At 65.3% G+C, this 22,798-nt stretch carries 17 protein-coding genes; 11 read left to right on the top strand and 6 right to left on the bottom strand.

Annotation, left to right across the window (positions count from 1 at the left end; all coding sequences use genetic code 11):
* The first annotated feature begins 118 nt into the window (after positions 1-118).
* Positions 119-1,621, top strand: coding sequence for a family 1 glycosylhydrolase (locus tag IPK69_12960; GenBank protein QQS08871.1), 1,503 nt, complete (start codon positions 119-121; stop codon positions 1,619-1,621).
* 38 nt (positions 1,622-1,659) lie between these two features.
* Here IPK69_12960 and IPK69_12955 read toward each other — a convergent pair whose 3' ends face one another.
* Positions 1,660-2,271 carry a sigma-70 family RNA polymerase sigma factor gene (locus IPK69_12955; protein QQS08870.1) on the bottom strand — a complete coding sequence of 204 codons (612 nt, stop codon included), beginning with the start codon at positions 2,269-2,271 and terminating at the stop codon, positions 1,660-1,662.
* 327 nt (positions 2,272-2,598) lie between these two features.
* Between IPK69_12955 and IPK69_12950 the strand changes: the two genes are divergently transcribed.
* The 3 genes from IPK69_12950 (at position 2,599) to IPK69_12940 (ending at position 6,433) form a co-directional block, all read left to right on the top strand.
* On the top strand, positions 2,599-3,924 hold the full coding sequence (locus tag IPK69_12950; GenBank protein ID QQS08869.1) for a VCBS repeat-containing protein: 1,326 nt from the start codon (positions 2,599-2,601) through the stop codon (positions 3,922-3,924).
* Positions 3,925-4,199: 275 nt separating this feature from the next.
* Entirely contained in the window at positions 4,200-5,036 is an 837-nt protein-coding gene (locus IPK69_12945) for a hypothetical protein (GenBank protein ID QQS08868.1), read from the top strand.
* Between the two features lie 44 nt (positions 5,037-5,080).
* A complete protein-coding gene (locus tag IPK69_12940; GenBank protein QQS08867.1) occupies positions 5,081-6,433 on the top strand; it encodes an FAD-dependent monooxygenase in 1,353 nt (450 codons plus the stop codon).
* Positions 6,434-6,439: 6 nt separating this feature from the next.
* Here IPK69_12940 and IPK69_12935 read toward each other — a convergent pair whose 3' ends face one another.
* Positions 6,440-6,970, bottom strand: coding sequence for a hypothetical protein (locus IPK69_12935; GenBank protein QQS08866.1), 531 nt, complete (start codon positions 6,968-6,970; stop codon positions 6,440-6,442).
* Between the two features lie 229 nt (positions 6,971-7,199).
* Here IPK69_12935 and IPK69_12930 point away from each other — a divergent pair, with 229 nt between their 5' ends.
* Together IPK69_12930 and IPK69_12925 are read left to right on the top strand one after the other, a co-directional pair.
* Positions 7,200-7,748 (top strand): collagen-like protein, encoded by a 549-nt coding sequence (locus IPK69_12930; GenBank protein ID QQS08865.1) that lies wholly within the window; start codon positions 7,200-7,202, stop codon positions 7,746-7,748.
* Positions 7,749-7,799: 51 nt separating this feature from the next.
* Positions 7,800-8,858: a LacI family DNA-binding transcriptional regulator gene (locus IPK69_12925; GenBank protein ID QQS08864.1), complete on the top strand. Its 1,059-nt coding sequence runs from the start codon at positions 7,800-7,802 to the stop codon at positions 8,856-8,858.
* 26 nt (positions 8,859-8,884) lie between these two features.
* Here IPK69_12925 and IPK69_12920 read toward each other — a convergent pair whose 3' ends face one another.
* A complete protein-coding gene (locus IPK69_12920) occupies positions 8,885-9,463 on the bottom strand; it encodes a response regulator (protein ID QQS08863.1) in 579 nt (192 codons plus the stop codon).
* 461 nt (positions 9,464-9,924) lie between these two features.
* Here IPK69_12920 and IPK69_12915 point away from each other — a divergent pair, with 461 nt between their 5' ends.
* Positions 9,925-12,168 (top strand): hypothetical protein, encoded by a 2,244-nt coding sequence (locus IPK69_12915; GenBank protein ID QQS08862.1) that lies wholly within the window; start codon positions 9,925-9,927, stop codon positions 12,166-12,168.
* Positions 12,169-12,290: 122 nt separating this feature from the next.
* On the opposite strand, the gene IPK69_12910 is transcribed toward IPK69_12915, so the two are convergent.
* Complete coding sequence (locus IPK69_12910; protein QQS08861.1) at positions 12,291-13,133, bottom strand: hypothetical protein; 843 nt, start codon at positions 13,131-13,133, stop codon at positions 12,291-12,293.
* A gap of 529 nt (positions 13,134-13,662) precedes the next feature.
* On the opposite strand from IPK69_12910, the gene IPK69_12905 reads away from it, so the two are divergent.
* Positions 13,663-14,121, top strand: coding sequence for a prepilin-type N-terminal cleavage/methylation domain-containing protein (locus tag IPK69_12905; protein QQS08860.1), 459 nt, complete (start codon positions 13,663-13,665; stop codon positions 14,119-14,121).
* Between the two features lie 292 nt (positions 14,122-14,413).
* On the opposite strand, the gene IPK69_12900 is transcribed toward IPK69_12905, so the two are convergent.
* Both IPK69_12900 and IPK69_12895 read right to left on the bottom strand, forming a co-directional pair.
* Positions 14,414-16,360 carry a peptide ABC transporter substrate-binding protein gene (locus tag IPK69_12900; protein ID QQS08859.1) on the bottom strand — a complete coding sequence of 649 codons (1,947 nt, stop codon included), beginning with the start codon at positions 16,358-16,360 and terminating at the stop codon, positions 14,414-14,416.
* 185 nt (positions 16,361-16,545) lie between these two features.
* Positions 16,546-17,673, bottom strand: a complete 1,128-nt coding sequence (locus IPK69_12895) for a hypothetical protein (protein ID QQS08858.1) — start codon at positions 17,671-17,673, stop codon at positions 16,546-16,548.
* A gap of 408 nt (positions 17,674-18,081) precedes the next feature.
* Here IPK69_12895 and IPK69_12890 point away from each other — a divergent pair, with 408 nt between their 5' ends.
* The 3 genes from IPK69_12890 (at position 18,082) to IPK69_12880 (ending at position 22,760) form a co-directional block, all read left to right on the top strand.
* Positions 18,082-18,690, top strand: coding sequence for a hypothetical protein (locus IPK69_12890; GenBank protein QQS08857.1), 609 nt, complete (start codon positions 18,082-18,084; stop codon positions 18,688-18,690).
* Positions 18,691-19,240: 550 nt separating this feature from the next.
* Complete coding sequence (locus IPK69_12885) at positions 19,241-20,869, top strand: sodium:solute symporter (protein ID QQS08856.1); 1,629 nt, start codon at positions 19,241-19,243, stop codon at positions 20,867-20,869.
* Positions 20,859-22,760, top strand: a complete 1,902-nt coding sequence (locus tag IPK69_12880) for a family 20 glycosylhydrolase (GenBank protein ID QQS08855.1) — start codon at positions 20,859-20,861, stop codon at positions 22,758-22,760. The genes IPK69_12885 and IPK69_12880 overlap by 11 nt, the downstream gene beginning before the upstream one ends.
* Positions 22,761-22,798 lie beyond the last annotated feature (38 nt).

The following is a 22,798-nucleotide window of genomic DNA, read 5'->3' as shown; positions in this document are numbered from 1 at the left end:
GAAAATAGAGGCAGGCGGGCCGCCTGCCCCACGAGAAGATGTAGATTGAGAAGACACAGGCGGGACGCCTGTGCCACAAGAAGTATGTAGTTGTTTGGCACGAGACTGCAGGGAGCACATGGTGCAGGCATTTCCAGAATCTTTCGTCTTCGGGGCCGCGTCGAGTGCGTATCAGGTCGAGGGCGGGCACGCCAGCGATGGCAAGGGCCTGAGCAACTGGGACGCGTTCTGCCATGACCGCGTCGCGCGTGGCTCGACGGGCGACATCCCAGGACAGGTCTCGACACCCGGCAACGTCTTCCAGGACCAGACCGGCGATGTCTCGTGCGACCACTACCACCGATACGCCGAAGATGTCGGGCTGATGCGCGACATGGGACTGCAGGCCTATCGCCTGAGCATCTCGTGGCCCCGCGTGATGCCCGACGGCGTCGGCACAGTGAACGAGGCGGGTCTCGCGTTCTATGACCGGCTCGTGGATGCGCTCCTGGCCGCGAACATCACGCCGTGGATCACGCTCTTCCACTGGGACATGCCGCTCACGCTGTGGGAAAAGGGCGCGTGGCAGAATCGCGACATCGCGTCGTGGTTCGCCGACTACGCCCGCGTCGTGGTCGAGCGGCTGTCAGATCGCGTCTCGCACTGGATGACGATCAACGAGCCGCACATCTTCCTTGGCCCGAGTGAGCACGAGGGGCTGCAGACTTCAAACGCACGGAAGGGACACGCCGAGCGATTGATCTCGGCTCATAACGCGCTCCGCGCTCACGGTCAGGGCGCGATGGCGATCAGGACCGCCGCGAAGACCACGCCCAAGGTCGGCTGGGCTCCGATCGGTCGGATCAAGGTCCCCGCTCCACCGCCGGGAACGAACAATGGGCTGCTCGATGCCGCGACGTTGAAGCCAAGGCCCGAGGACGTGGCCGCCGCCCGCGAGGCGACGCTGGGCGTGCGATCGCGTGATTTCTGGAACAACACCTGGCTCGCCGATCCGGTCGTGCTCGGGCAGTATCCAGCGGACGGCCTGGCGCTCTACACGCCCGAACTTGAGAAGTCCGCGACGGGTCGGCGCGTGCTCAATCGATTGCACCACGCCGGCGATCTTCGCGAGATCTGTCAGCCGCTCGACTTCTATGGCGTGAATATCTACGACGCCGATCGCGTCCGCCGGAGCGCGACGGGCGGCATCGAGGTCGTGCCCTTCCCCTGGGGGCATCCGCAGACGGCGATCCGCTGGTTCATCGAGCCACTCGCGCTCTACTACGGGCCGAAGTTCCTCTACGAGCGATACAAGGTACCGATCGTCATCACCGAAAACGGTCTCTCGTCGATGGACTGGGTCGATGCCGACGGACGTGTGCGCGACTTTGGGCGCATCGATTACACGAGGCGGTACCTGCGATCGATCCGCCAGGCGATCGCCGACGGTACCGACATCCAGGGCTACTTTCACTGGTCAATCCTCGACAACTTCGAGTGGCAGCAGGGATTCAAGGAACGCTTCGGCCTGATCCACGTGGACTACCAGACGCTCCAGCGCACGCCCAAGGAGTCATCGAAGTGGTACGCGGAGGTGATCCGCTCGAGGGGGGCGTCGCTCGACCGCACGTGGACCGGCTAACGTGAACGATCAGTGAGACAGCGAACTGAATCGCGGCTTCACTCGTTCTTGGCGTTCTCGAGTTCGCGGTGGAGCCAGAGCCGCGCGAACTGCCAATCGCGGGCGACGGTGCTGAGGCTCACACCAAGGGCGGCCGCGGTCTGCTCGGAGGTCAGTCCCGCGAAGAACCGGAGTTCCACCACGCGCGCCTTCTGCTCGTCGATCTCGTCGAGGCGCGTGAGGGCGGCATCGAGTTCGACAAGGTCCAGCCCATCGACGCTCGTGTCCTCTCCCGGGATCGGCTCGTGTGAGGCGAACGTGTCGGCGATCGTGTCGAGGGACTGTCGCTCGAAGTTCCCACCTCGCTTGAGGCTCCCCTTGGCGCGGGCGTGATCGGTGAGGATGCGCCGGATGGCCCGGGCAGCCGCCCCGAAGAAGTGCGCGCGATTCTCCCACGTCACCTCGGTCGGGCCGACGAGGCGCATGTAGGCCTCATTCACGAGCGCGGTGGGCTGGAGTGTGTGCCCCGCGCGCTCGTTGGCCATGAATCCCGAGGCGATCTGACGCAGTTCGTCATAGACCACCGGGAAGAGTTCGTTGGTCGCCTGGCGATCGCCGCTCTGCGCCCTCGCGAGGAGTTGCGTCACGTTCTTGGTCGGATCGACGGTCATGGCGGGTCCTCCTCGCGATGCGGTTCCACTCTCCTCTACGTGTGCATGCGAACGCGGCTCATCGCGTGTGTCAGATGCAGGGAATCAACCCGGTGAATGGGCATCATGAGTTGCTCAGCACCGAGTCTCCGGATATTTCCGCCCGACTTTCGGCCTCCCGGGTCCGAATCTGACACACCGAGGCGATAGACCCCGCATGTCCCCATGTCCCCCACGAGCCGGCCTTGCAGGACACGATAGCCGCCCATTGGGGACCCGCCCGGGCTTTGGAGCCTGGGCGATTCGATGCAGCCCCTTGCGAACCCTCAGGAAGACAGGAGCCCGATCATGACCACGTCCAAGACTGCCGTTCTTTCGCTCGCCGCCTCGCTCGTGCTCGCCGGGACCGCCGGCGCCGCCGTCACCGTTTCCTCGTCCGGGACGCTCGCGGCGTTCCAGAGGCCGGCCGGTGCGGCGATCGCCGACTTCAATGCCGACGGCTTCGCCGACCTCATCGTTTCCGTGGACAATCCCGATCGCGTGCTCGTGCACTTTGGATCGGGTGCCGGCTTCGGCGCGCCGATGACGATCTTTACGGGTGCGGGGACGGGAACCCGCGACCTCGCCGCCGCCGACATCGATGGCAACGGCACGATGGACTTCGTCGTCGTCCTCCACAACATCAACCAGTTGCGGGCCTACATGAACAATGGCGCCGGCGTCTTCACCCAGGGCGCGACGGCGACGCTTGGCAGCAACGCCCGTGGGCTGGTCTCCGCCGATTTCAACGGCGACTCCCGCCCCGACTTCGCTGTCGCAAACCGCGACTCGAACACGATGAGCGTCGTGCTCAACACCGCGGGCGGATTCACCGCGACGACCCAGGCGACCGGCGACGAGCCGCGCGCCGCCGCCGCGGGCGACTTCGACAACGACGGCGACATCGACCTCGCCGCCACAAACCACCGCGATCGTTCGGTCACCGTCTATCGCAACACTGCAGGGTCGTTCTCCACCTGGACCACGCTCAGCGTCGGCGGCCAGGTCCGCCCCGAGGGAATCGCGGGCGGCGACCTCAACGGCGATGGGATGGCGGATCTCGCCGTGGCAACGAGTGGCGACTCGGCCAACCTCCACTTCATCAGCGTCTTCACCTCGCAGGGCAACGCCTTCGCCGGACCCGCGAACTTCCCGACACTGGGCCAGGATCCCGACAGCACCCGCCTCGTAGATCTCGATGGCGACGGCGACCTCGACGTCCTCACCGCCAACCAGTCTTCGAACAATCTCTCGATCTTCGAGAACCTCGGCGCCACCCTCGGCGTCGCGAACCTGATGGCGACGGGCACGCATCCCGACACGATCGCCATCGGCAACTTCGCCGGCTCGACCGCGCCGGACTTCGTCGTCACCAACCGCGATTCCGATAACGTCTCGCTCTTCGTCAACAACGCCAGCGTCTCCACGTGCCCCGCCGACGTGGACAACGGCACCGGCTCGGGCACTCCCGATGGCGGCGTCACGATCGACGACCTCCTCTACTACATATCTCTCTTCCGCAGCGGCAATGTCGCCAGCGACATGGACAACGGCAGCGGCACCGGCACCCCCGACGGCGGCGTCACCATCGACGACCTGCTCTACTACCTCGACCGCTACCGCGCCGGGTGCTGATCTCCCTCCACCCCTTTTCGTGCGGCCAGTTGGCCCACGAGTCCACCACGAGCACTTCCCGAGGCTCCCACCTTGGGAAGTGTTTTGTTCGTACCTGAGAATCTTGACATGCTCGGCAATCTGCTACCGCATGAACTTATGAGCCTGTGTGAGAATGAGTTGCGTCAAATCCTTGGCCCAACAGGCATTGCACGGTACACTGAAGGGGCCGGCCAGCCGTGGAAGACCGCTCCCGATGAGGACTCGATGAAGCCCAGACGAAACGAGGTGAAGCCATGACCAATATTCGCACCATCGTTCTCTCGCTCGGCCTGTGCGCCGGATCCACCTTGGCTCTCGCCCAGGGTGTGGTGCCCGTCGTCACCTTCCAAGACCAGACCCGGTCCATCACGGCAACCACTGCGGACGGTGTGGGGGTGAACTCGCTCGCGCCCGACTTTGGTCCCTTTGTTGCCATTGTCGAGCGCACGGTTCCCGTTACCGTCGGGGGGCAAGAAGCTATCAATCGAGCCGTTGCGTCGATCTCGTGCACGCTCGATGGCGACGGCGTCAAGGTCGGGTGCCGCCTGAGCGGAGGCGGCGCGGGCGGCGGCGGCGGCCCGGTCGTCGCGGGCACCGCCTCGACGCTCGTTGACGCCACGTTCAACCTTCCCGTCGACTTCCCCTTCACGCTGGTCGGCTCGGCCCTCGATTTCGGGCCTGCCGCGGACAACACCGCCACGGTGACGCTCACCAACGCCCAGACCAACCAGATCATTTACACCAACGGGCGATCTGCGTTCGAGCCGATCAGCATCTCGCTCGACCTCCCTGCGGCGCAGTACCGCTTCGTCGTCGAACTGGAACTCTCCTCCTCCGCATCGCTCAGCGAGCGTGAGTATGAGTTTGAACTCTCGCCCTTCGTCTGCGAGGCCGACCTCGACGACGGCACCATGGACGGGCACGAGGACGGCGCCGTCGATATCAATGACCTCCTCTACTTTGTCGATGTCTTCGCGCAGGGCGACAACCACGCCGACCTCGACGACGGCACCGGCACCGGGCACCGCGACCACGCCGTTGACATCAACGATTTGCTCTTCTTCCTCGACCACTTCCAGGCCGGGTGCTGACACGATCGGCCTCGCGAACGGGCGGCGGTCGTACCATCCCGCCCATGCGATACGGCGAGGGCAAATCCATCATCATCGTCGGCGCGGGCCTGGCCGGGGCGCTCCTCGCGTGCGCCTTGGGCGAACGAGGCTATCGCGTCCGCGTCTTTGAACGCCGCCCCGACCCAAGAGCCAAGGGCTTCATCGGCGGGCGATCGATCAACCTCGCCCTTAGCGTCCGCGGCATCGACGCGCTCAAACGCGTCGGGCTTGATCGCGTCGTGATGAAGGACGCCATCCCCATGCGCGGGCGCGTCCTCCACGATCCGTTGGGCGGCACCGCCTTCCAGGCCTATAGCAAAGACGGCAAGGACGCGATCAACTCGATCTCCCGCGGCGGGCTGAACCTCACGCTCGCCAACGAGGCCGAGAAGCACCCCAACGTCACGCTCCACTTCGCCCATCGCTGCGAGGACGTGGACCTCGACGCGCCGAGCGCCACCTTCAGTGTCGATGACCCGAACGGCACTCGTCTCGAGACCGTCCACGCCGACGCGATCTTCGGGACCGACGGCGCGTTTTCCGCCGTGCGCACGCGGATGCAGAAACAGGATCGATTCGACTATGACCAGTCGTACCTCGCGCACGGCTACAAGGAACTGCACATCCCGCCGACATCAAGCGGCGAGTTCGCGATGGAGCCGAACGCCCTGCACATCTGGCCCCGCGGCGGGTCGATGATGATCGCTCTCCCCAACCCCGACAAGAGTTTCACGTGCACGCTCTTCTGGCCCTTCGATGGGCCCCACTCCTTCGCGAACCTGCGGACGCGAGACGAGGTCCGCGCGTTCTTCGAGCGCGAGTACAAGGACGCCGTCCCGATGATGCCCACGCTCGTGGACGATTTCATCTCCAACCCCACGAGTTCGCTGGTCACGGTGCGCTGCTGGCCGTGGCGGCACGCGGCCAAGGTCTGCATTCTGGGCGACGCGGCCCACGCGATCGTGCCGTTCTATGGACAAGGGATGAACTGCGCCTTTGAGGATGTGGCGTGCCTGATCGACATGCTCGACGCTGAGCAGGGCGACCTCGCGAAGGTCCTGCCGAGATTCGAGGCCGCACGGAAACAGAATGCCGACGCGATCGCCGACATGGCCCTCGAGAACTTCATCGAGATGCGCGACAAGGTCGCCTCGCCCTGGTTCCGCCTGAAGAAGAAGGCCGAGCACGCCCTTGAGGCGATCCTCCCCGGCGTCTACCGCTCGCTCTACACGATGGTGAGTTTCTCGACGATTCCCTACGCGAAGGCCAGGGCGCGCGCACGAAAGCAATCCTCGATCATCCGCGGCACGGTCGTCGCGATCGCCTTTGCTGCGGCGATCACGCTCCTCGCCCTCGGCCTGAGCATGGGGCGATAGTCGGCATCAGTCCTCGTCGATCGATTCGTCGAACACCGGCAGCGGCGGCGCCTTGATATCGGCCCGCACGCCATACGCGTGCACGAGCAACCCGCCCTGATGCGCGGCGTTCGCCAGGATCAATGACGCCCCTGAGTGCAGTGCGAGATACACCACGCCCGCGAGCACGAGAGGCCATCGCTTCGCGCTCTTTCCGCGCCACGCCCATACCAACAACGCCCCGAGCATCGGCACGAGCACCACGAACGCGTTCCGCGCCTTCTCCGCGAGTTCCTCGTGCTCGTGGACCAGCCGGTCAACGGCCGGAGAGCCCTCGGCAAACTTCTCGGCGGCATCTCCGGTCGACGTCGCCACGAACGCGAAGGCAACGCCGGCGAGCAGCGTCACGAACGCCGCGCTCCACATCGCAACACGCCAGCGTGGCACACATACCCCGAGGGCCACAAAGACGGGAACGAACAACAGAAGCGCAATGGGGAAGTGGACCACAATCGGATGGAGCGCGTCCCACGACGGGATCGGTGGAAGTTGGAACATGACTTCTCCTTTGGTGCCGGATCATCGCCGCCAATCAACAAACTCGCGTCGGACGGCATCAGCCTTCTTCGGTAGTTACACTCCATTCTTGCCATATGGCCGCTCACAGGTGAGCATTCAAGTTGCCTGAGCAGGGGAAACCCCTCACAGGCGATCGTCCGTACTATCGCCTCGAACTCAATATGCCCCAGGACGCTCGTGCGATCCGGGGCGCACTCTGGAGGTGACCATGAATCGTCGCGCCCACGTCGTCTCGTCTCTGACCGCCGGCCTTCTCGCCTGCTCGTTCCTCACGGCCGCCATCGCCTTGCAGCCCGCGGGTGAGTCACCACGCTCGCCCCAGCGCCCCGCCGGCGAGCGAGGCCAACCAGGTGATCGTGGTCAACCCGGTGAGCGTGGCCGCGGTGATCGCGCCGGCGGCCAGAGCATCGAGTCCTCCATGAAGGGCATGAACCGCGCGATGCGCACCCTCCGCGACCAGGTCGCCGACGCGAGCAAGAAGGACGAGAACCTCCGACTCATCAACGACATCCAGCGCAACTGCGTGAACGCCAAGGGCCAGCCCCTGCCCAAGAACATTCTCGAGAACGCGACGGATGAGGCCCAGAAAGAGCAGTGGGCACGCGAGTACCGCACGAAACTTGCCACCTGCCTGAAACTCATGGCCGAGGTCGAACTCGCCATCATCGATGGCAAGGGTGCCGAAGCCTCCAAGGCCCTCGATCAGATCCACACGCTCGAAGAGCAGGGGCACACCGATCTTGGCGTGAAAGATTGAACGCCGACTCGAGGGCGAACCCCAACGGCAATCCCGGCTACCATCGACGCGATGTCGGGGACCGGGGAATCACGGGCCAAGAACGAGGGCGGCAAGCCCGCGTCGTCCATTCGGGAGGTCGCGGCCGCCGCCGGTGTCTCTATCGCTACCGTCAGCCGCGTGATGAACAACCCCGCGGCGGTCTCGCCCGCCACGGCGGCCCGCGTCCTCGAGGTCATACGCCGACTCGAATACTCACCAAGTCCCCTCGCCCAGGCCTTCAGCAGCGGTGAGAGCCGTGTCATCGGTCTCGCGCTGCCGGCCTACCACGGGGAGTTCTTCACCGAACTCCTCCAGGGCGCCGATGCCGAGGCCGCACGCCTGGGGTATCACCTGCTCGTCACCACCGTCGCCCCCAACCAGTCTGGGGGTGTACGACGCCAGCGGATGCTCGGCGCGGGACTCGTCGATGGGCTCGCGATCCTCATCGCCAGTGAGAGCGATCCATTCACAAAGGAAGCCGTCGAGTCGCCCCTGCCCACGGTGGTGATCGATACCGACATGCGCGAGCGAGAACTCGACAGCGTGATCCTCGATAACGAGAAGGGGACGCGCGAGGCCGTCGAGCATCTGCTCCGCTGGGTCGAGCCCTCCCGCCTGCACTTTGTCGGCGGGCCCATGCACAACTTCGACGCGTCGCAGCGACTCCGCACATTCACACAGGTGCTCCAGGAGCACGGCTGGCGCGTCACCCCGGACCAGATCTCCAGCGGCGAGTACACCTTCGAGTGGGGCAAAGAGTGGGCCTTGCGGACGCTCCGCACGGGGAACCTCCAGGGCGCGGGCGTGCTCGCGGGCGACGACACCATCGCCTGTGGCATCATCCGGGCTGCCGAGGACGCCCACGTCTGGGTCCCCGATCAACTCCGAATCGTCGGGTTTGATGATTCGCGCATCGCGAGCATCATCCGCCCGCGCTTGTCGTCGGTCGCGCTCCCCATGGTCGAGGTCGGCGCGGCGGCGATCAACATGCTCACCAAGCGCATGGAGCACCGCGATGCGCCCGTGCAGTTCCTGAAACTGCCGACGCGTCTCATCGTGCGCGAGAGCAGCACCGCGATGTCGTTCTAAGGATTCTCGATCGCCCGCGTGACGACTCAGCGGACCAGCGTCATTGCCGACTCGATCGACTCGACCACCTGGCGGACCTGGAAGGGCTTCTTGAGGAACCCGTCGTACCCGCTGGGGCGGAGGCCCTGCGCCTGACCATCGGTGAGTTTGCCGCTCATCGCGATGATCTTGGTGTGCTGGAGGTGCTCGTTGCGGCGGATCTGGTCGGCGAGTTGCTTCGCGTCGCCCTCGCCCAGATGGATGTCGAGGAGGAGAACGTGGGGACGGAAGCGTTCGGCCTCCATGCCGGCGGCGAACGCGCCCGCCGCCGTCTTGACCTCGTAACTCGTCTGCTCGGTCAGGATGCGTTCGAGCGTCATCGTGATGTCCTTCTCGTCGTCGACGATGAGGACACGCGTGCGCCCCGAGGCGAGGCCTTCGAGCGGGATCCCGTGGGCCTTCATGAACTTCATGAGTTCGCCGCTGGGGATGCGCCGGTCGCGGGACCCGGGGATGCGGTATCCCTTGAGGGCGCCCGAGTCGAACCACTTGGAAACCGTCCGAGGAGCGACGTTGCAGATCTTGGCGACCTCGCCCGTCGTCAGAACTTCTTTTTCAATGGCCATCGATGCACCTCAAAGACAACACACACCACCAACCCGGCCCGAAACGAAGGGGCCGACGCGAACCCACCATCGGCGTTCGCGCAACCCGACTTGACGGCACAGTCGGCCAATTGCCCCAACTACTGTTCTGGGACCACTTCCGCCCGACACGGAACCGATCGCCTCTTTCCCGGGTACAGGTCTGCACGGACATCAGGCCCCTCCCCATTTGACGGGACCCGCCCGCGTCCGGTACATTCCGCCAGAACACGCCATGGACCGGCTACCATGCTGCCCGAATCTCCAGAGGGAGAGTCTCGGCCAGCCGTACGGGTTCTGGTCGTGTCGGGTGTTTGGGCTCCATCGCCCGCCACTCGCACCGGTTCGATCGGACCACACGCGGCATGAGGCCGCTCGCACTCGACCCCGGGGCCAGATCTCGGGGCGCGACCGAAGACCGCACTGATAGCCAGGAGTTCATCGTGGATCGTTCTCTCAACAACACTCGTGACGGCGTGACGACCCGGGGCCTCAAGCGAAGCGGCGCGATGTCGCTGGTGCTGGCGATGGCGCTCGGCGCCGGGCTCGCCTTCCCCACGCTCGCCCAGGCCGCCGGCGACGCCCCGACCGAGGATTCCGCCTCGTCGAGTTCCCGTCCAACGAATAAGGCGCTCCTGAGCGACTTCCTCCACTTCGTCCTGATCGACAACGACGCCGCCGCCGGCGCTTATGGGCAGGAACTCCTCGACCGCAAACTCTCCAACGTCGAGATGGTCACGCTCGTCGAGAGCCTGGGCGATGTCCAGCGTTTCGACAACACCGTCGCCCGCGCCATACGCAACCCCAAACTGGCCTCGGTCGCCGGCGACATCCAGAAGTCCTACGACAAGGGCCAACTCGAGCGGGCCCGTGACCCCGAGCAGGTCGCCAAGAACATCGAGGCCCTCACCGGCTCCCTCCGGGGCAAACTCCGCGCCATCGACCGTCTGAAGTATGCCGGCGAGTACGCCATGCCCCAACTCCTGGGCGCCCTCCTCGACGCGAACAAGCCCGAGCGCCAGTTTGAGGTCCGCAAGGTCATCTCCGAGATGGGACGCCAGGCGGTTATTCCGCTTTCCACTGCCCTCCTTGGCCTCCGCCCGGAACACCAGGAGACCGTCGCCGACGTCCTCGGCACCGTCCCCCACCGCCACAGCATCCCCTTCCTCAGCGACGTAGCGGCAAACTCCACCAACTCCCGAGTTGCCGACGCCTGCCGCCGCGCCATCACCAAACTCGGTGGGGACAGCGGCCTCTCCGCCGGCGACCTCTACGTCCAACTCGCCGACCTCTACTACGACGAGCGCCCCGAGGTCACCAGTTTCCCCGGTGAGGACGACCAACTCCTCTGGACCTATGACCCGCGCGCCGGCCTGCTTATGACCGCGATCAAGTCCCCCGTCTTCCACGAGGCGATGACGATGCGCCTCGCCGAGCACGCCCTCGACCAGAACCACGACAGCCAGAGCGCCGTTGCCCAATGGGTCGGCGCCAATCTCCGCCGCGAGATCCAGTCCCCCGAGGGATACGACAACCCGGCCTACCCGACCACGGGCGACAAGGCCCGGCGCGACGCGATGTACTACGCCGTTGCCGCCGGCCCGCGGATCGACCAGGTAGTCCTCTCCCGCGCCATGGCCGCTCGCAACGCCCCACTCGCCCGCCGATCCATCGACGCGCTCGCCAAGACCTCGGGCGCCTCGGCGATGACCACCGGCGAGGGCCTCCCCCTCGCCCAGGCCGTCGCCTTCCCCAATCGCCGGGTCCAGTTCGAGGCCGCCCTCGCCATCGCCGGCACGCAGCCCGCCCAGACCTTCCCGGGGGTCGAGCGCGTCGTACCCACGCTCGCGTCGGCCATCCGCGAAACGGTCCAGCCGATCGCCGCGGTCCTCGCGCCCGACGCCGAGACCCAGCAGAGCCTCCGCAAGATGCTCGCGGATGCCGGCTATCGCGTGATTGCTCCGGGACGCACCGTGAACGACCTTGCCGCGGGCCTTGCCGAGGTCCCCACCGTCGATGTCATCGTGATTCACGACGAACTCGCCAACCGCACGCCCGACCTCCTGGGCAACATCCGCGCCGACGTGAAACTCGTCGCGACGCCCGTGCTCGCGCTCTCCTCGAACCAGGGCTACATCGAACTCAATCGGCGCTACAGCAGCGACCCACTCGTCCAGTCGCGTCCCCTCTCCATCGCGCCCTCGAACTTCGCCGCCTCGCTCACGCAACTCATGGAGACCGCCTCGGGCGGGCCCATCACCGCCGACGAGGCCAAGGCCTACTCCGCCCGCTCCGTCACCGCCCTTCGCGACCTCGCGATCAGCGGCAACACCACCCTCAACATCGCCGACGCCACCACCACGCTCATCGGCGTCCTCACCGACGACGAGGTCTCCTCGACCACGCGCGTGAACGTCGCCGAGATCCTCTCTCGCGTCAACGTGGACCGCGCCCAGCGCGCCCTGATGGACGCCGCCCTCAAGGCCTCGGGCGACGAGCGCGTCGCCCTCCTCACGCAGACCGCCGAGAGCGCCCGCCGCTTCGGCAACATGCTCGAATCGCGCCACGTCCGCCAGGCCATCGAACTCAGCAACGCCCAAGGCGACGAGGGCACCGCCGCCGCCGCCCTCATGGGCGCCCTCAACGTCCCCAACACCGACCTCGTCCCCCTCATCCTCAACAAGTAGCCACGCCCACGGGCAGGCTGGCTCTCCGAGCCGGAATCTTCTATTCAAGGTTCACCAAACACAAACGGCCCCGGGATCCACTCCCGGGGCCGTCATCATTTTGTACACACGATTCGCCCGCCTCAGCAGCCGGCGTTGAACCGCACGAGGAAGTACAGCAGATCGTCGATTGTCACGCCGCCGTCGGTAACGCCCGTCCCGCTGCCGTCGTCCACGTCCGCGCCGAGGTCGCCGACGTTGAAGATGCTGAGGTAGTACAGAAGATCGTCCACCGTGACGCCGCCGTCAGGGATGCCGAAGCCCGAGCCGTCGTCCACGTCGGCCACGCAGTCCTGCCCCTCGTAGATCGTCGCGACAAAGTTTGCCACGCCCGTGTTGGTGTCGGGCCCGAAGGAGAACAGGCTCCACGACGAGCCGTCGTTGAACGACGCGTTGCTGGTGTAGAACCCCACGGCCTGCCCGCTGGCCGTGCTCACCTGGAACCCGAACTGACCGTCGTACACCCAGTTGTTGAACGACACGCTCCAACCGATGTTGTTGAAGCCCGCCGACGTCACGATCGAGGGCAGGGGGATGCTGAGATCGAAGTACGTCGCCTGGCCGCCCGCGATCGGAGCCGCGGGAAGGTCGATGTTGATCGTCGTCGAGTAGAACTCCGTTCCGGGCCCAAAGACCAGCCCGCTCGGGTCGCCGTCGTTGAACGTGAAGACCAGTTCCGCCGAGCCGGGCGTGTCGCTCCCAAATGTCGCCAGCCCGAGAACCATGCGGTTGCACGTGAAGGTCGGTGTGCCGTCGCCGATGAACCCGAGCCACCCGCTGTCGCCATACGTCACAGTCGTCGCGTTGCCAGTGTTGAACGGCGTGAAGTAGCCGTTGTCCGAGTTGTTCTGGAAGACCACGGTCTCCGCAGCCCCCGCCATCGCCACGGGCAACCCGACCGCCAACGCCAAAGCCAGTCCCTTCATTTCTTCATCTCCTTCGCAATAAGAGCCCCGCGCACGAAGCCGTCACGTGGCCCGAACCATGGATCCCCACAAAGCACGCCCAGACGAGTGTGTTTTCCGGGCGACCCAGTCTACCGGCCTGTCGCGTGCGGGACCAGAGATTCCAAGGGTTTCCCCCACACTTCCTGGCCCGCGTCTACTCGCGGGTGTCATACTGGCGAGTTGGCCTTAGCGTGCCACGCCCGAGAATCCCGCCCAACGTCCCCACACTCCAGCACGGGCGACACGCAACCCCCGCCCAGTCGGCACAACCCGCACGCCGGACGCTACCCGATCCCCCATCGCTTGAAATCATGCCTCCCGCAACCGATCTCTTCTCTCGCCGGGCGAGTTCATCGCCGCGGCGTTGGTCGGTCGGACGCGAGAGCGCCCGATTCCGAGATTGGGCCCAGACGCGGCGTTCGCTTTGGGTCGTGATTGTGTGTGGCAACGGCGGCCAGAAGGACGCGTCGCACGGGCCACGTTTCGGGTCCCATTTCGAAGGAGCATCATGATGCGTTTCCGTTCTCGTAAGTTGAATAAGGCGTTCACCCTCGTCGAAATTCTGATCGTCGTCGTCATCCTCGGCATCCTCGCCGCCATCGTCGTGCCCCAGTTCACGAACGCGACCAACGACGCCCAGGCCGGCAACCTCAAGAGCCAGCTCAAGACCCTTCAGAACCAGATCGAGCTCTACGCCGCTCGCAACAACAACGCCTATCCGGCGTTCGCCACCACCGGCTGGACCGACATGATCAACGGCAACTACGTCAAGTCGGCTCCGGATAATCCTGCCTTCACCGGCACCGGCACCCGGTCCTCGGTCTCCGTCGCCGACGCCACCGGCTCCGCGACGACCGCCTGGGTCTTCTCCACCGCTACGGCCACGACGGCCCCGATTCCCAACCAGCTCTACGCCTCGAACTTCAACGAGGCCACCGGCGCGATCTCCGCGACGACCACCGACTGAGTTCGTGCTCAACTCTGTGTCTCTCGCAGCCGGCCTCCTCACGGGGGCCGGTTGTCTTTCGTGCCGATCGTCGGACTTGCCGCCCGGACTGGATCCTGTTCCACCTCACCTTGAATTCGCCGACTGCGGGAGTGGGCCGCTCGACTCGCAACTACGTCTCCGAGTCGCGGACATGAATCTCACGCATTCACGACACCACCACGCCGAACGCGGCTCTCGATCCGGATAGATCGTCCGATAGGACCACCTGAGCCTAAACCCTGTTCGAGGCGGCTCGCGTCCTATGGCCTGCCTACTCCTCGCGTCCCTCGCCCCGGTCGATCGACACCCGCGAAAAGTCCTGGATCTGACGCGCGTGGTCGCTCACGCCCCGCACCTCGTGGGCGTCGAAGAGCAGCACGTTCATGTACCGGAAGATCGGCGCGAGGGGGAACTCCTCCTCCACCAGCATCCGCTCGGCTCGGGATTGCAGGTCGTACCGCTCACGGAGCGTCGTCGCCCGCTCGCTCTGCACCAGCAGCGCGTCGTACGCCGGGTTGGAATACTGCCGATCGTTGTTGTTGTCGTTCGTCCGGTTGATGTCGAGGAAGGTCTGCGGGTCGCCATAGTCCCCGAACCACGAGGCGCGGCTGACCATGAAGTTGCCGTTTTTGAGGTCGTCGCGGAAGACACGCGTCTCCTTCACCTCCAGGCGAACCTCGACGCCCAGGATCGAACGCCAATCCCGCTGCACGGCCTGGGCGATCAACTCGTGCCCGCCCTGCTTGTTGAGGAGGATCTCGATGACGGGAAGGCCTTGGCCGTTGGCGTGCCCAGCGTCCGCGAGCAGGCGTCGCGCTTCTTCGGGGTCGAAGCCGCACCCCGTGGGCGAGGAGTACCCGTCGATCGCTCCGGGAGGGATGACGGTCGTGGCGGGCGTCTCGCCGAGGCGGCGCACGTCGTCGGCGATGCGCTGCTTGTCGATCGCGAGGGCGAAGGCCTTGCGCACGCGCGCGTCGGCGAAGGGGTTGGGCCGCCCGTCGCGAAGCCGCGGCGCACAGTTGAAGTTGTAGAAGTACATGCCATACGCCGGGAACGCGTGGATGCGGCTCCGCGGGTCGCGCGGGAGGGCTCGGTCAATCTCCAACTCGCTCGCGCCCTTGGCCCGCATCTCGTCCACCAGCGACTGGTGCTCGGCGTAGAACTCTCGCTTGGCGGCGAGCATCTCGGCGACATACGGCGCGGTCACGTCCGCCACCATCTCCGCCGCCCCGGTCTCGTACGCCAGCACCTGCGCCGAGGGATCTTCGATCGACAGGATCTCGACCGAGTCGATCGCGACGCGATCCGCCGCCCAGTAGTTCGGGTTCTTCGTGAGGCGCACGTCGCGCTTGAACCGCAGTCGCGAGACGACAAACGGCCCGGACGTGCACAGATGCTCCGGCGTCAGCCACGCCGAGTCCGTCGAGACCACGCCCGATCGCTCGTCGAGCCGCTCGAAGCGCTCGATGGTCTCGACATCCACCGCCGCGAAGGGCGCGAAGGCCACGATGTCGAGAAAGTGCGGCGTGGGATGCTCCAACTCGACCACCAGCGTCCGCGCATCGGGCGCTTCCACACCAACCGTCTCGTCGAACCGGCGATAGGTCTCGATCAGCAGCGCCCGCGCCGAGCGGAGATGGTCCGCCGGCCCGCCACCATGTGTGTGCGACGCGTCGCTGGGGAACGCGCCCGTCGCCGCCCGCACCTCGGTATACGACGCGAGCGCCCCCGCGCGCCACGCCGTGAACTCACGCCCGCCCTTGAGCAGGCCGAAGAGTTTGTCGTAGTCGTTCTTGGCGTCGGGGAGCATGGCGCGCCGCCACGACTCCCGCACGTGCTCCGCCGTCAGCGGGCGCCCGTCGGACCAGCGCAGCCCCTCGCGCAGGTGGAACGTGAACGTCGTCGAGTCCTCGCTCTTCTCCCACGTCTCGGCAAGCCCGGGCATCACCCGCATGTCTCCCGCGAGCACGTCGTGGCGCACCAGCCCCTCGTGCAGCAGCCGCGCGAGACGGAACTCCTGCGACCACGACATCTGGTGCAGGTCGAGGGTCGACGAGTCCTTGTCCACGATGGTCAGCGCCGCCCGTGGCAAGGGACGATCCGCCAGCGCCGACACCGCCACGACCGCCGCGAGCAACAGCACGGGCATCGCCATCGCCACCCACGACCACCGCCCACGGCGACGCAGGCTGAAAAAGAGCGATGCAGGCGACGACATCGGCGATGGTATGGAGGAGAAATGGCGAGCAGGTGAAAGTGGTGATTCTGGGTGCCACCAGTCGGCGGCTCTGGGCCGACTGGTGCCGGCCACACATCAAACCTCGGGACCCACTCTCGAGTTTCGAATCACGAATGCCGAATCACGACTCCCCACCCATTGCCCAATCCCCATTCCCTCTCTTCTCACTTCGTCTTGAACGTCTCCGCCGGGAGGGAGAACGGCGCTTTGCCCAGCGTTCCGCCCGCGTCGACGTGCTTCTTGGCATCGATGGCGAACTGGGCGTCGTCGCGCACCGTGCCCTTGCGGAGCGTGTCCCCAAGGTTGTATGAACGCACGCTCACGCCGCTCCCGGTGTCGAGTTGTGTGGCCGTCGCCGCGATCACCGTCTCGGCCGCCGCCGCGACCTGGGCGTACAACTCGCGGGGCTGGATCGCCGCGCCCTCCACCTCCGACAGACGACTCCCTGAGGCGAGCACGCGGATGGTGTGGGAGAGCGATAGACCCGCGAGCCTCGCGGCCGCCTTTGAGACCTCGGGATTCCTGATCGACGCCGACTGGTCACGCTCGGTCAAGAGCGCCAGGAGCAGCGCCTCGAGCATCGCCGGCGAGAGGTCCTTGTTCCCGCTCACGTCCGCCCGCGATTCCATGCTACTCGCCAGGGAGACCAGAGCCCGCGACCGGCTCGACGAGAACTCCGGTTTGGAGTTCTCCGCTGCTGCCGCGAGCGCCCGCACGAGCGCCGCGACAACCATCGGCTCCTTCTCGGTCTTCAGCCATGATTCGAGTGTTCGAACATGCCCATCAACGGCATCGGCCCGGATCGGGCTGGCCCCCGGCGAACCCGCGGTCTGGAAGACCCGCATCGACGCGTACGCCGCCTCATACCGAACCGGCGCGCCCGTCGATCGCATCCCCGCCTCGATCACGCCCAGCGACTCCACCGTCGCGAGATCACCCGCAATTACAAGCGCGTTCACCGCCGAAGCCTCCCCCGAGCCGCTCGCCGCACTCGTCAGTGACGACTTCAATCGAGTCGCCAACTCGATCCGCACCGGGGCCGTCACCTGCGGATCTCGCAAAGGCTTCACCAGCGCCCGCCGGGCCTCGGCCACCTCCACCGCGCTCTCCGACGACAACCCGGGGAGCAGCGACGCGGCGAACGCCCCGACCTCCTCACGCTGAGACTCGGTCAAGGACCCCGTTGAACGGACGATCTCCACCGGAAGGTCCGCCGAGGCCAGGGCGTCCATCGCCGCCGACGCGCGAGCGACCACAAAGATCACGCAGGCGAGAATCAAAGAGAGTCGCACGGCAGGAGGCTCCAAAGTGAGCGGAACAAGGACCGCAAAAAGTCTGGAAATGGGCAACCGGATGCGGGCGGGTCGAGCCGACACGTCGCCACAACCACCGGGCGAAAAGGATAGGCCCACGCCACACACGAACAACCACCCGACACCCGGCTTGAACTCCGACGGGCGACAGGAGAGGCTCATATTCCTCTTCCACATGGGCCGCATGGAGCCGTCGAACGTGTATTCGGTGTCGTTGGCTCGGTCCCCACCAGGCCGCTCGCGTGAGACTCCTCGCCCCCAGAGCGGCATAACCGTGGAAATGCCGTTCTCTCGATCCGAACGAGTCCAGGAACCTGATGTGCCGATACAACATGAGTTCGTCGAGGAGCCCGTCAAGTCCTGCCCCCCGCGCCCCAAGGAGCCCCTATGGCCTTCACCCCCGCCGCCAATGAGCAGTACACCATCCGACGCAAGGTCATGAAACTCTTCGGGGCGGCCTTCCACATCTACGACGCCCAGGGCCAGGTCGTCGGCTACTGCAAGCAGAAGGCCTTCAAACTCAAAGAAGACATCCGCGTCTTCACAGACGAGTCCATGGGCACCGAACTCCTCCACCTCTCCACGCAGCAGATCATCGATTTCTCTCCCAAGTTCACCGTCCGCAACGCCGCCGGCCAGGTCCTTGGCATCCTCCAGCGAAAGGGCCTCGCGAGCACGTTTGTCCGAGACGAATGGCTGATCCTCGACGCCGCGGGCACGCAGATCGCCACGCTCCGCGAGGACTCGACCTGGCTTGCGATTCTCCGCCGTCTCCACGAACTCTTCGCCGCCCTCTCGCCGCAGAAGTTCCACGTCCTCGACATGCAGGGCAAGCAGGTGGCGATGTTCCGCCAGCACTTCAACTGGTTCGTGTATCGTTTGGGTGTCGCGATCGACCCAGCCGTCCTCGATGGCCAGGGCGACAACGACATCGACCCCATGCTCCTTCTCGCCGCGGCCTGCCTGGTCAGCGCCATCGAAGGCCGACAGGCCTGATCGACAACCCACGAATGTGATCTGGTGTTCGCATAACGTTCGCAATTCGCGAATGCGGGTGGTCAACCCAGACTCTCAACACGAACTCATTCGGATCCTGAACGCTTTTGAGCGCGTCTCGGGCTGTCACACATAAACCATTCATCAAGATAGGTTTACGTGGAAATTGTGCTCCAGACCAAAAAAAAGTTCCAACTTTCCTGGTATTTCTCAAAACATAGCGCACATTCCCATTGTCTTGTCTCTCTCTCCTCCTATGACTCGGCCGTGGGTTAAGTCCGACGACCGAGTTTGAGAAACGAAGGTCTCTGTTCGGGTCCTCGCCGTTTCGACGAAGTCTTGTCTCTCTCTCCTCCTATTGACTCGGACGCAGGGAAACCCGCGACCGAGTTTTTTTTTCGTGCAGGCATCAGGGATCAGGCATCAGGGAAGAGATGCCAGGACCAGACGCCACCGCGACACCGTGCCCTAATTTGGCCATTTGGTAAATTGTTCATTTGGCCATTTCCCAGCCACACTGGGCTCTTTCACGCCGCTCGACTGGGGCGTCATGGGCTTGTACGCCCTCGTGCTCATCACGACGGGTGTCATTTTCTCGCTCAAGAAGCAACGGGACACCTCGGACTACTTCCTTGGCGGGCGCTCCATGCCCGCCTGGGCCGTGGCCATCTCGATCCTCGCGACCGCCCAGTCCGCCGCGACGTTCATCGGCGTGCCCAGCATGTCGTACGACGCCGACCTGCGCTATCTCTCGAGCAACATCGGCGGCATCCTCGCGATCGTGGTCCTGGTTCGCGTCTTCATTCCCGCGTTTTATCGTCGGCGGGTCTTCACGCCCTATGAACTCCTCGAGACGCGCTTCGGCCCACGCGCCAAGACGGCCGCGAGCGCCACGTATCTCATCGGGCGAATCTTCTCCACGGGCTCGCGCGTCTTCATCGGTTCCATCCCGGCCTCGCTCATCGTCTTCGGCGACACTTCGGCGTCGCACCTCGCGCTCGCCGTCGGGCTCATGACCGTCCTCGGCATCGCCTACACGCTCGTCGGCGGGATCCGAAGCGTCATCTGGACCGACGTGATCCAGGCGGGGATCTACCTCGGGACGGCCGCGTTCACGATCGGGTTTCTTCTCCGCGAGATTCCCGCACCGATGACCGACATCGTCCACGCGCTCATCCACCCCAACGACGCCGAGAACGTCCCCTCGAAACTCACGCTCCTCTCACTGGGCTTCGGACCCAACGGCATCGACTTCGCAGACTCGTGGACATTGCTCGCGTCGGTCACGGGCCTCTTCCTCCTCGCCCTCGCGTCGTATGGCATGGACCAGGATCTTGTGCAGCGCATGCTCACGTGCAAATCGCCACGCGAGGGCGCCCGCTCGGCGATCCTGGGCATGCTCATCGGCATCCCCGCCGTCGCGATCTTTCTCGTGATCGGGCTTCTGATGTGGGTCTACTACCAGCGCCCGGACCTCGCGGGCGCCGAGCACGCGATTCGAACGCAGGAGAAATGGATCTTCCTGACCTTCATCCTGCACGACATGCCCCGGGGCGTGGCGGGATTGATGATGGCGGGCCTCTTCGCCGCAGGACTCTCGACGGTCTCGTCCACGCTCAACTCGATGTCGTCCACGTTCGTCAGCGACTTCTACAAGCCGCGATGCGAAGGCCGTGACGAGCGACACTTCGTCCGCGTTGGGCGCCTCGGCGTCGTCGGGTTCGGCGTGCTCCTCGGCGGATTCGCCCTCGCCTGCATCGCGCTCTATGACCCCGATTCTCAGGGACTCATCGACTTCGCGCTGGGCGTGATGGGCTTCGCCTACGCGGGTCTCCTCGCCGTCTTTCTGACGGCACTCTTCACAAAGATGGGCAGCGAGCGAAGCGCCATCGCCGCTCTCGTCACCGGCTTTGTCGTTGTGGCGTGCCTGAATCCCACGATTCGCCTGTGGGTCGCGGGCGTGATCGAACAGAATCGCGCGGGGCACGAGCCTGTGTCGTGGCTCCGTACGTCGATCGCGTTTCCGTGGTTATTGTTGGCCGGAACGATCGTCGCGACAATTGTCTGCATGCTCGGCACACCCACGGGACGGACGCTCGACGCCGAGGTGCCAGCGACTACTGGTGAAGTTGACGCCGACCGCCGCGATCACACGACGGGAGGTTCGCGTGGCGCATGAGCCTCTTCCGCCGATGCTGGTGCCCGCACCCCGGCGACTTGCGCTGGGAGTTGGGAGATGCCAGGCACGCTCGACGTGGCGCGTTCGAGTCGAGTCGGACACACCGACCGACACGGTGTCCCTCGCGAACTCGGCTCGCAACATCGAGATCCGCCAGCACGCAGACGCCGATGGCGTGGCCCGCATCGATCCCACCTGCGACATCCCTGCGGGCGGCTATCGACTCACGATCACCGCGAGCGACGAGAAACGCGGAACGAGTCCACTCCGTATCCTCGCCTCCGATGCTACCGGCGTCCGCCATGCGCTCCAGACGCTCGCGCAACTCACCCTGCAATATCGCGAGATACCCACTCTCGAGATCGAGGACGAGCCGGGTTTTCCTATCCGTGCATTGATGTTCGACGTCTCACGCACGCGAGTGCCGACGATGGAGCATCTTCGCGAGGTGATCAACACGCTCGCGCGACTGAAGATGAACCATCTCCAGTTGTACACCGAGCACGCCTTCGCCTACGCGGGGCACGAGGACGTGTGGCGTGACGCCTCGCCGATCACGCCCGACGAGGTGCGCACGCTCGACGCGTACGCCCGCGACCACGGCATCACGCTCGTCGCGAATCAGAACTGCTTCGGACACCTCGCCCGCTGGCTGAAGCTGCCAAAGTACGCACACCTCGCCGAGACGCAGAGCGACTGGCGGTTCCTGTGTTGGCCTCGCTCGGGGCCGTTCTCCTTGTGTCCGACCGATCCTCGCTCGCTGGAGTTCGTTGAGGGCTTGCTCGATCAACTCCTCCCGTGCTTCTCGTCGGATCTCGTCAACATCGGTTGCGACGAGACGTACGACATCGAGTTTGGACGCAGCAAGGACGAGGTCACACGGCTCGGTCGGCATGTCGTCTACGCGAAGTTCGTGAACAGCGTCGCGCAAGCCGTGCTCGATCGCGGGCGTCGCCCCATGTTCTGGGCCGACATCGCGCTCTCCAGACCCGAGGCGTTCGAGATGCTCCCGAAGGAGTTGATCGCCCTCGCGTGGGGGTACGAGGACGACTCGCCATTCGCCCGCTGGTGCGAGACGATCTGCTCGCACGGGCGCGAGGCGTGGATCTGCCCGGGCACGTCCTCGTGGCGGAGCATCGCGGGACGTACAACCGAGCGCCGCGCGAATATTGCGAACGCCGCGCGCGGTGGCGTGCGACACGGCGCGGGCGGCTTCCTTGTCTGCGATTGGGGCGACACCGGGCACCACCAGCAGTGGCCGATCACGCTCAACGCTCTCGCCCAGGCGGCTCACGCGGCATGGAACCCCGAGCGCGCCGACAACGTCGATCGTGAGGCCGTCTCGATGCACATCCTCGGCGACAAATCGCTCCGACTCGCGGATCTGCTCGACACGCTCGGCGACGCCGACCTCGTCCTCCGCGAGACCTGTGGCGATCTCGCACGCGCGCCGAGCGGCCCATCGATCGGCACTCGACTTCGCAATCAGTCCGCGATATTCCTCGATCTCCTCACGCCGGACTCGATGTGGCGAGATACCGGCGCGATCGAGCATTGGGTGCACGCAGTCGAAGTGGTTCGGCGTGTCGCACGCGAAGTTCCTTCAGAGATACCCACGCTTATATCTGATGAACTGGCCCACACACTAGCCTTTGCCGAGTTTGCCGCCGAGCGCGGGCTTCGACGCCGGACGGCCTCGGATTCGGATCGTCCGACGCTCGCCGCCGTGTGGACCGATCGCCTCCACGCACTCGAACGCGAGCACACGCGACTCTGGCATCTCCGCTCACGCCCCGGCGGTCTCACCGAGAGTTGCTCGCACTTCGAGACCATGCGGCGAAACCTGGGACTCTCGGCACCCGACGCCACGCCGGCGACCCACGTGCCCTGATCCGAGTGACTCCCGATTCTTGTATACTCGATCGGTGT

The organism is Phycisphaerales bacterium (assembly GCA_016699835.1).
GTDB lineage: Bacteria > Planctomycetota > Phycisphaerae > Phycisphaerales > UBA1924.
Note: the sequence above shows the minus strand (reverse complement) of the source record. Positions and strands in the feature narration are given on the sequence as shown.

What these genes read in the sequence shown, in the direction of transcription:
- IPK69_12945 (QQS08868.1), top strand. Translation starts at nt 4,200, where the DNA reads ATGACCAATATTCGCACCATCGTTCTCTCGCTCGGCCTGTGCGCCGGA.
- IPK69_12950 (QQS08869.1), top strand. Translation starts at nt 2,599, where the DNA reads ATGACCACGTCCAAGACTGCCGTTCTTTCGCTCGCCGCCTCGCTCGTG.
- IPK69_12940 (QQS08867.1), top strand. Translation starts at nt 5,081, where the DNA reads ATGCGATACGGCGAGGGCAAATCCATCATCATCGTCGGCGCGGGCCTG.
- IPK69_12890 (QQS08857.1), top strand. Translation starts at nt 18,082, where the DNA reads ATGGCCTTCACCCCCGCCGCCAATGAGCAGTACACCATCCGACGCAAG.
- IPK69_12935 (QQS08866.1), bottom strand. Translation starts at nt 6,970, where the DNA reads ATGTTCCAACTTCCACCGATCCCGTCGTGGGACGCGCTCCATCCGATT.
- IPK69_12910 (QQS08861.1), bottom strand. Translation starts at nt 13,133, where the DNA reads ATGAAGGGACTGGCTTTGGCGTTGGCGGTCGGGTTGCCCGTGGCGATG.
- IPK69_12920 (QQS08863.1), bottom strand. Translation starts at nt 9,463, where the DNA reads ATGGCCATTGAAAAAGAAGTTCTGACGACGGGCGAGGTCGCCAAGATC.
- IPK69_12905 (QQS08860.1), top strand. Translation starts at nt 13,663, where the DNA reads ATGATGCGTTTCCGTTCTCGTAAGTTGAATAAGGCGTTCACCCTCGTC.
- IPK69_12930 (QQS08865.1), top strand. Translation starts at nt 7,200, where the DNA reads ATGAATCGTCGCGCCCACGTCGTCTCGTCTCTGACCGCCGGCCTTCTC.
- IPK69_12900 (QQS08859.1), bottom strand. Translation starts at nt 16,360, where the DNA reads ATGTCGTCGCCTGCATCGCTCTTTTTCAGCCTGCGTCGCCGTGGGCGG.
- IPK69_12955 (QQS08870.1), bottom strand. Translation starts at nt 2,271, where the DNA reads ATGACCGTCGATCCGACCAAGAACGTGACGCAACTCCTCGCGAGGGCG.
- IPK69_12960 (QQS08871.1), top strand. Translation starts at nt 119, where the DNA reads ATGGTGCAGGCATTTCCAGAATCTTTCGTCTTCGGGGCCGCGTCGAGT.
- IPK69_12925 (QQS08864.1), top strand. Translation starts at nt 7,800, where the DNA reads ATGTCGGGGACCGGGGAATCACGGGCCAAGAACGAGGGCGGCAAGCCC.
- IPK69_12885 (QQS08856.1), top strand. Translation starts at nt 19,241, where the DNA reads ATGGGCTTGTACGCCCTCGTGCTCATCACGACGGGTGTCATTTTCTCG.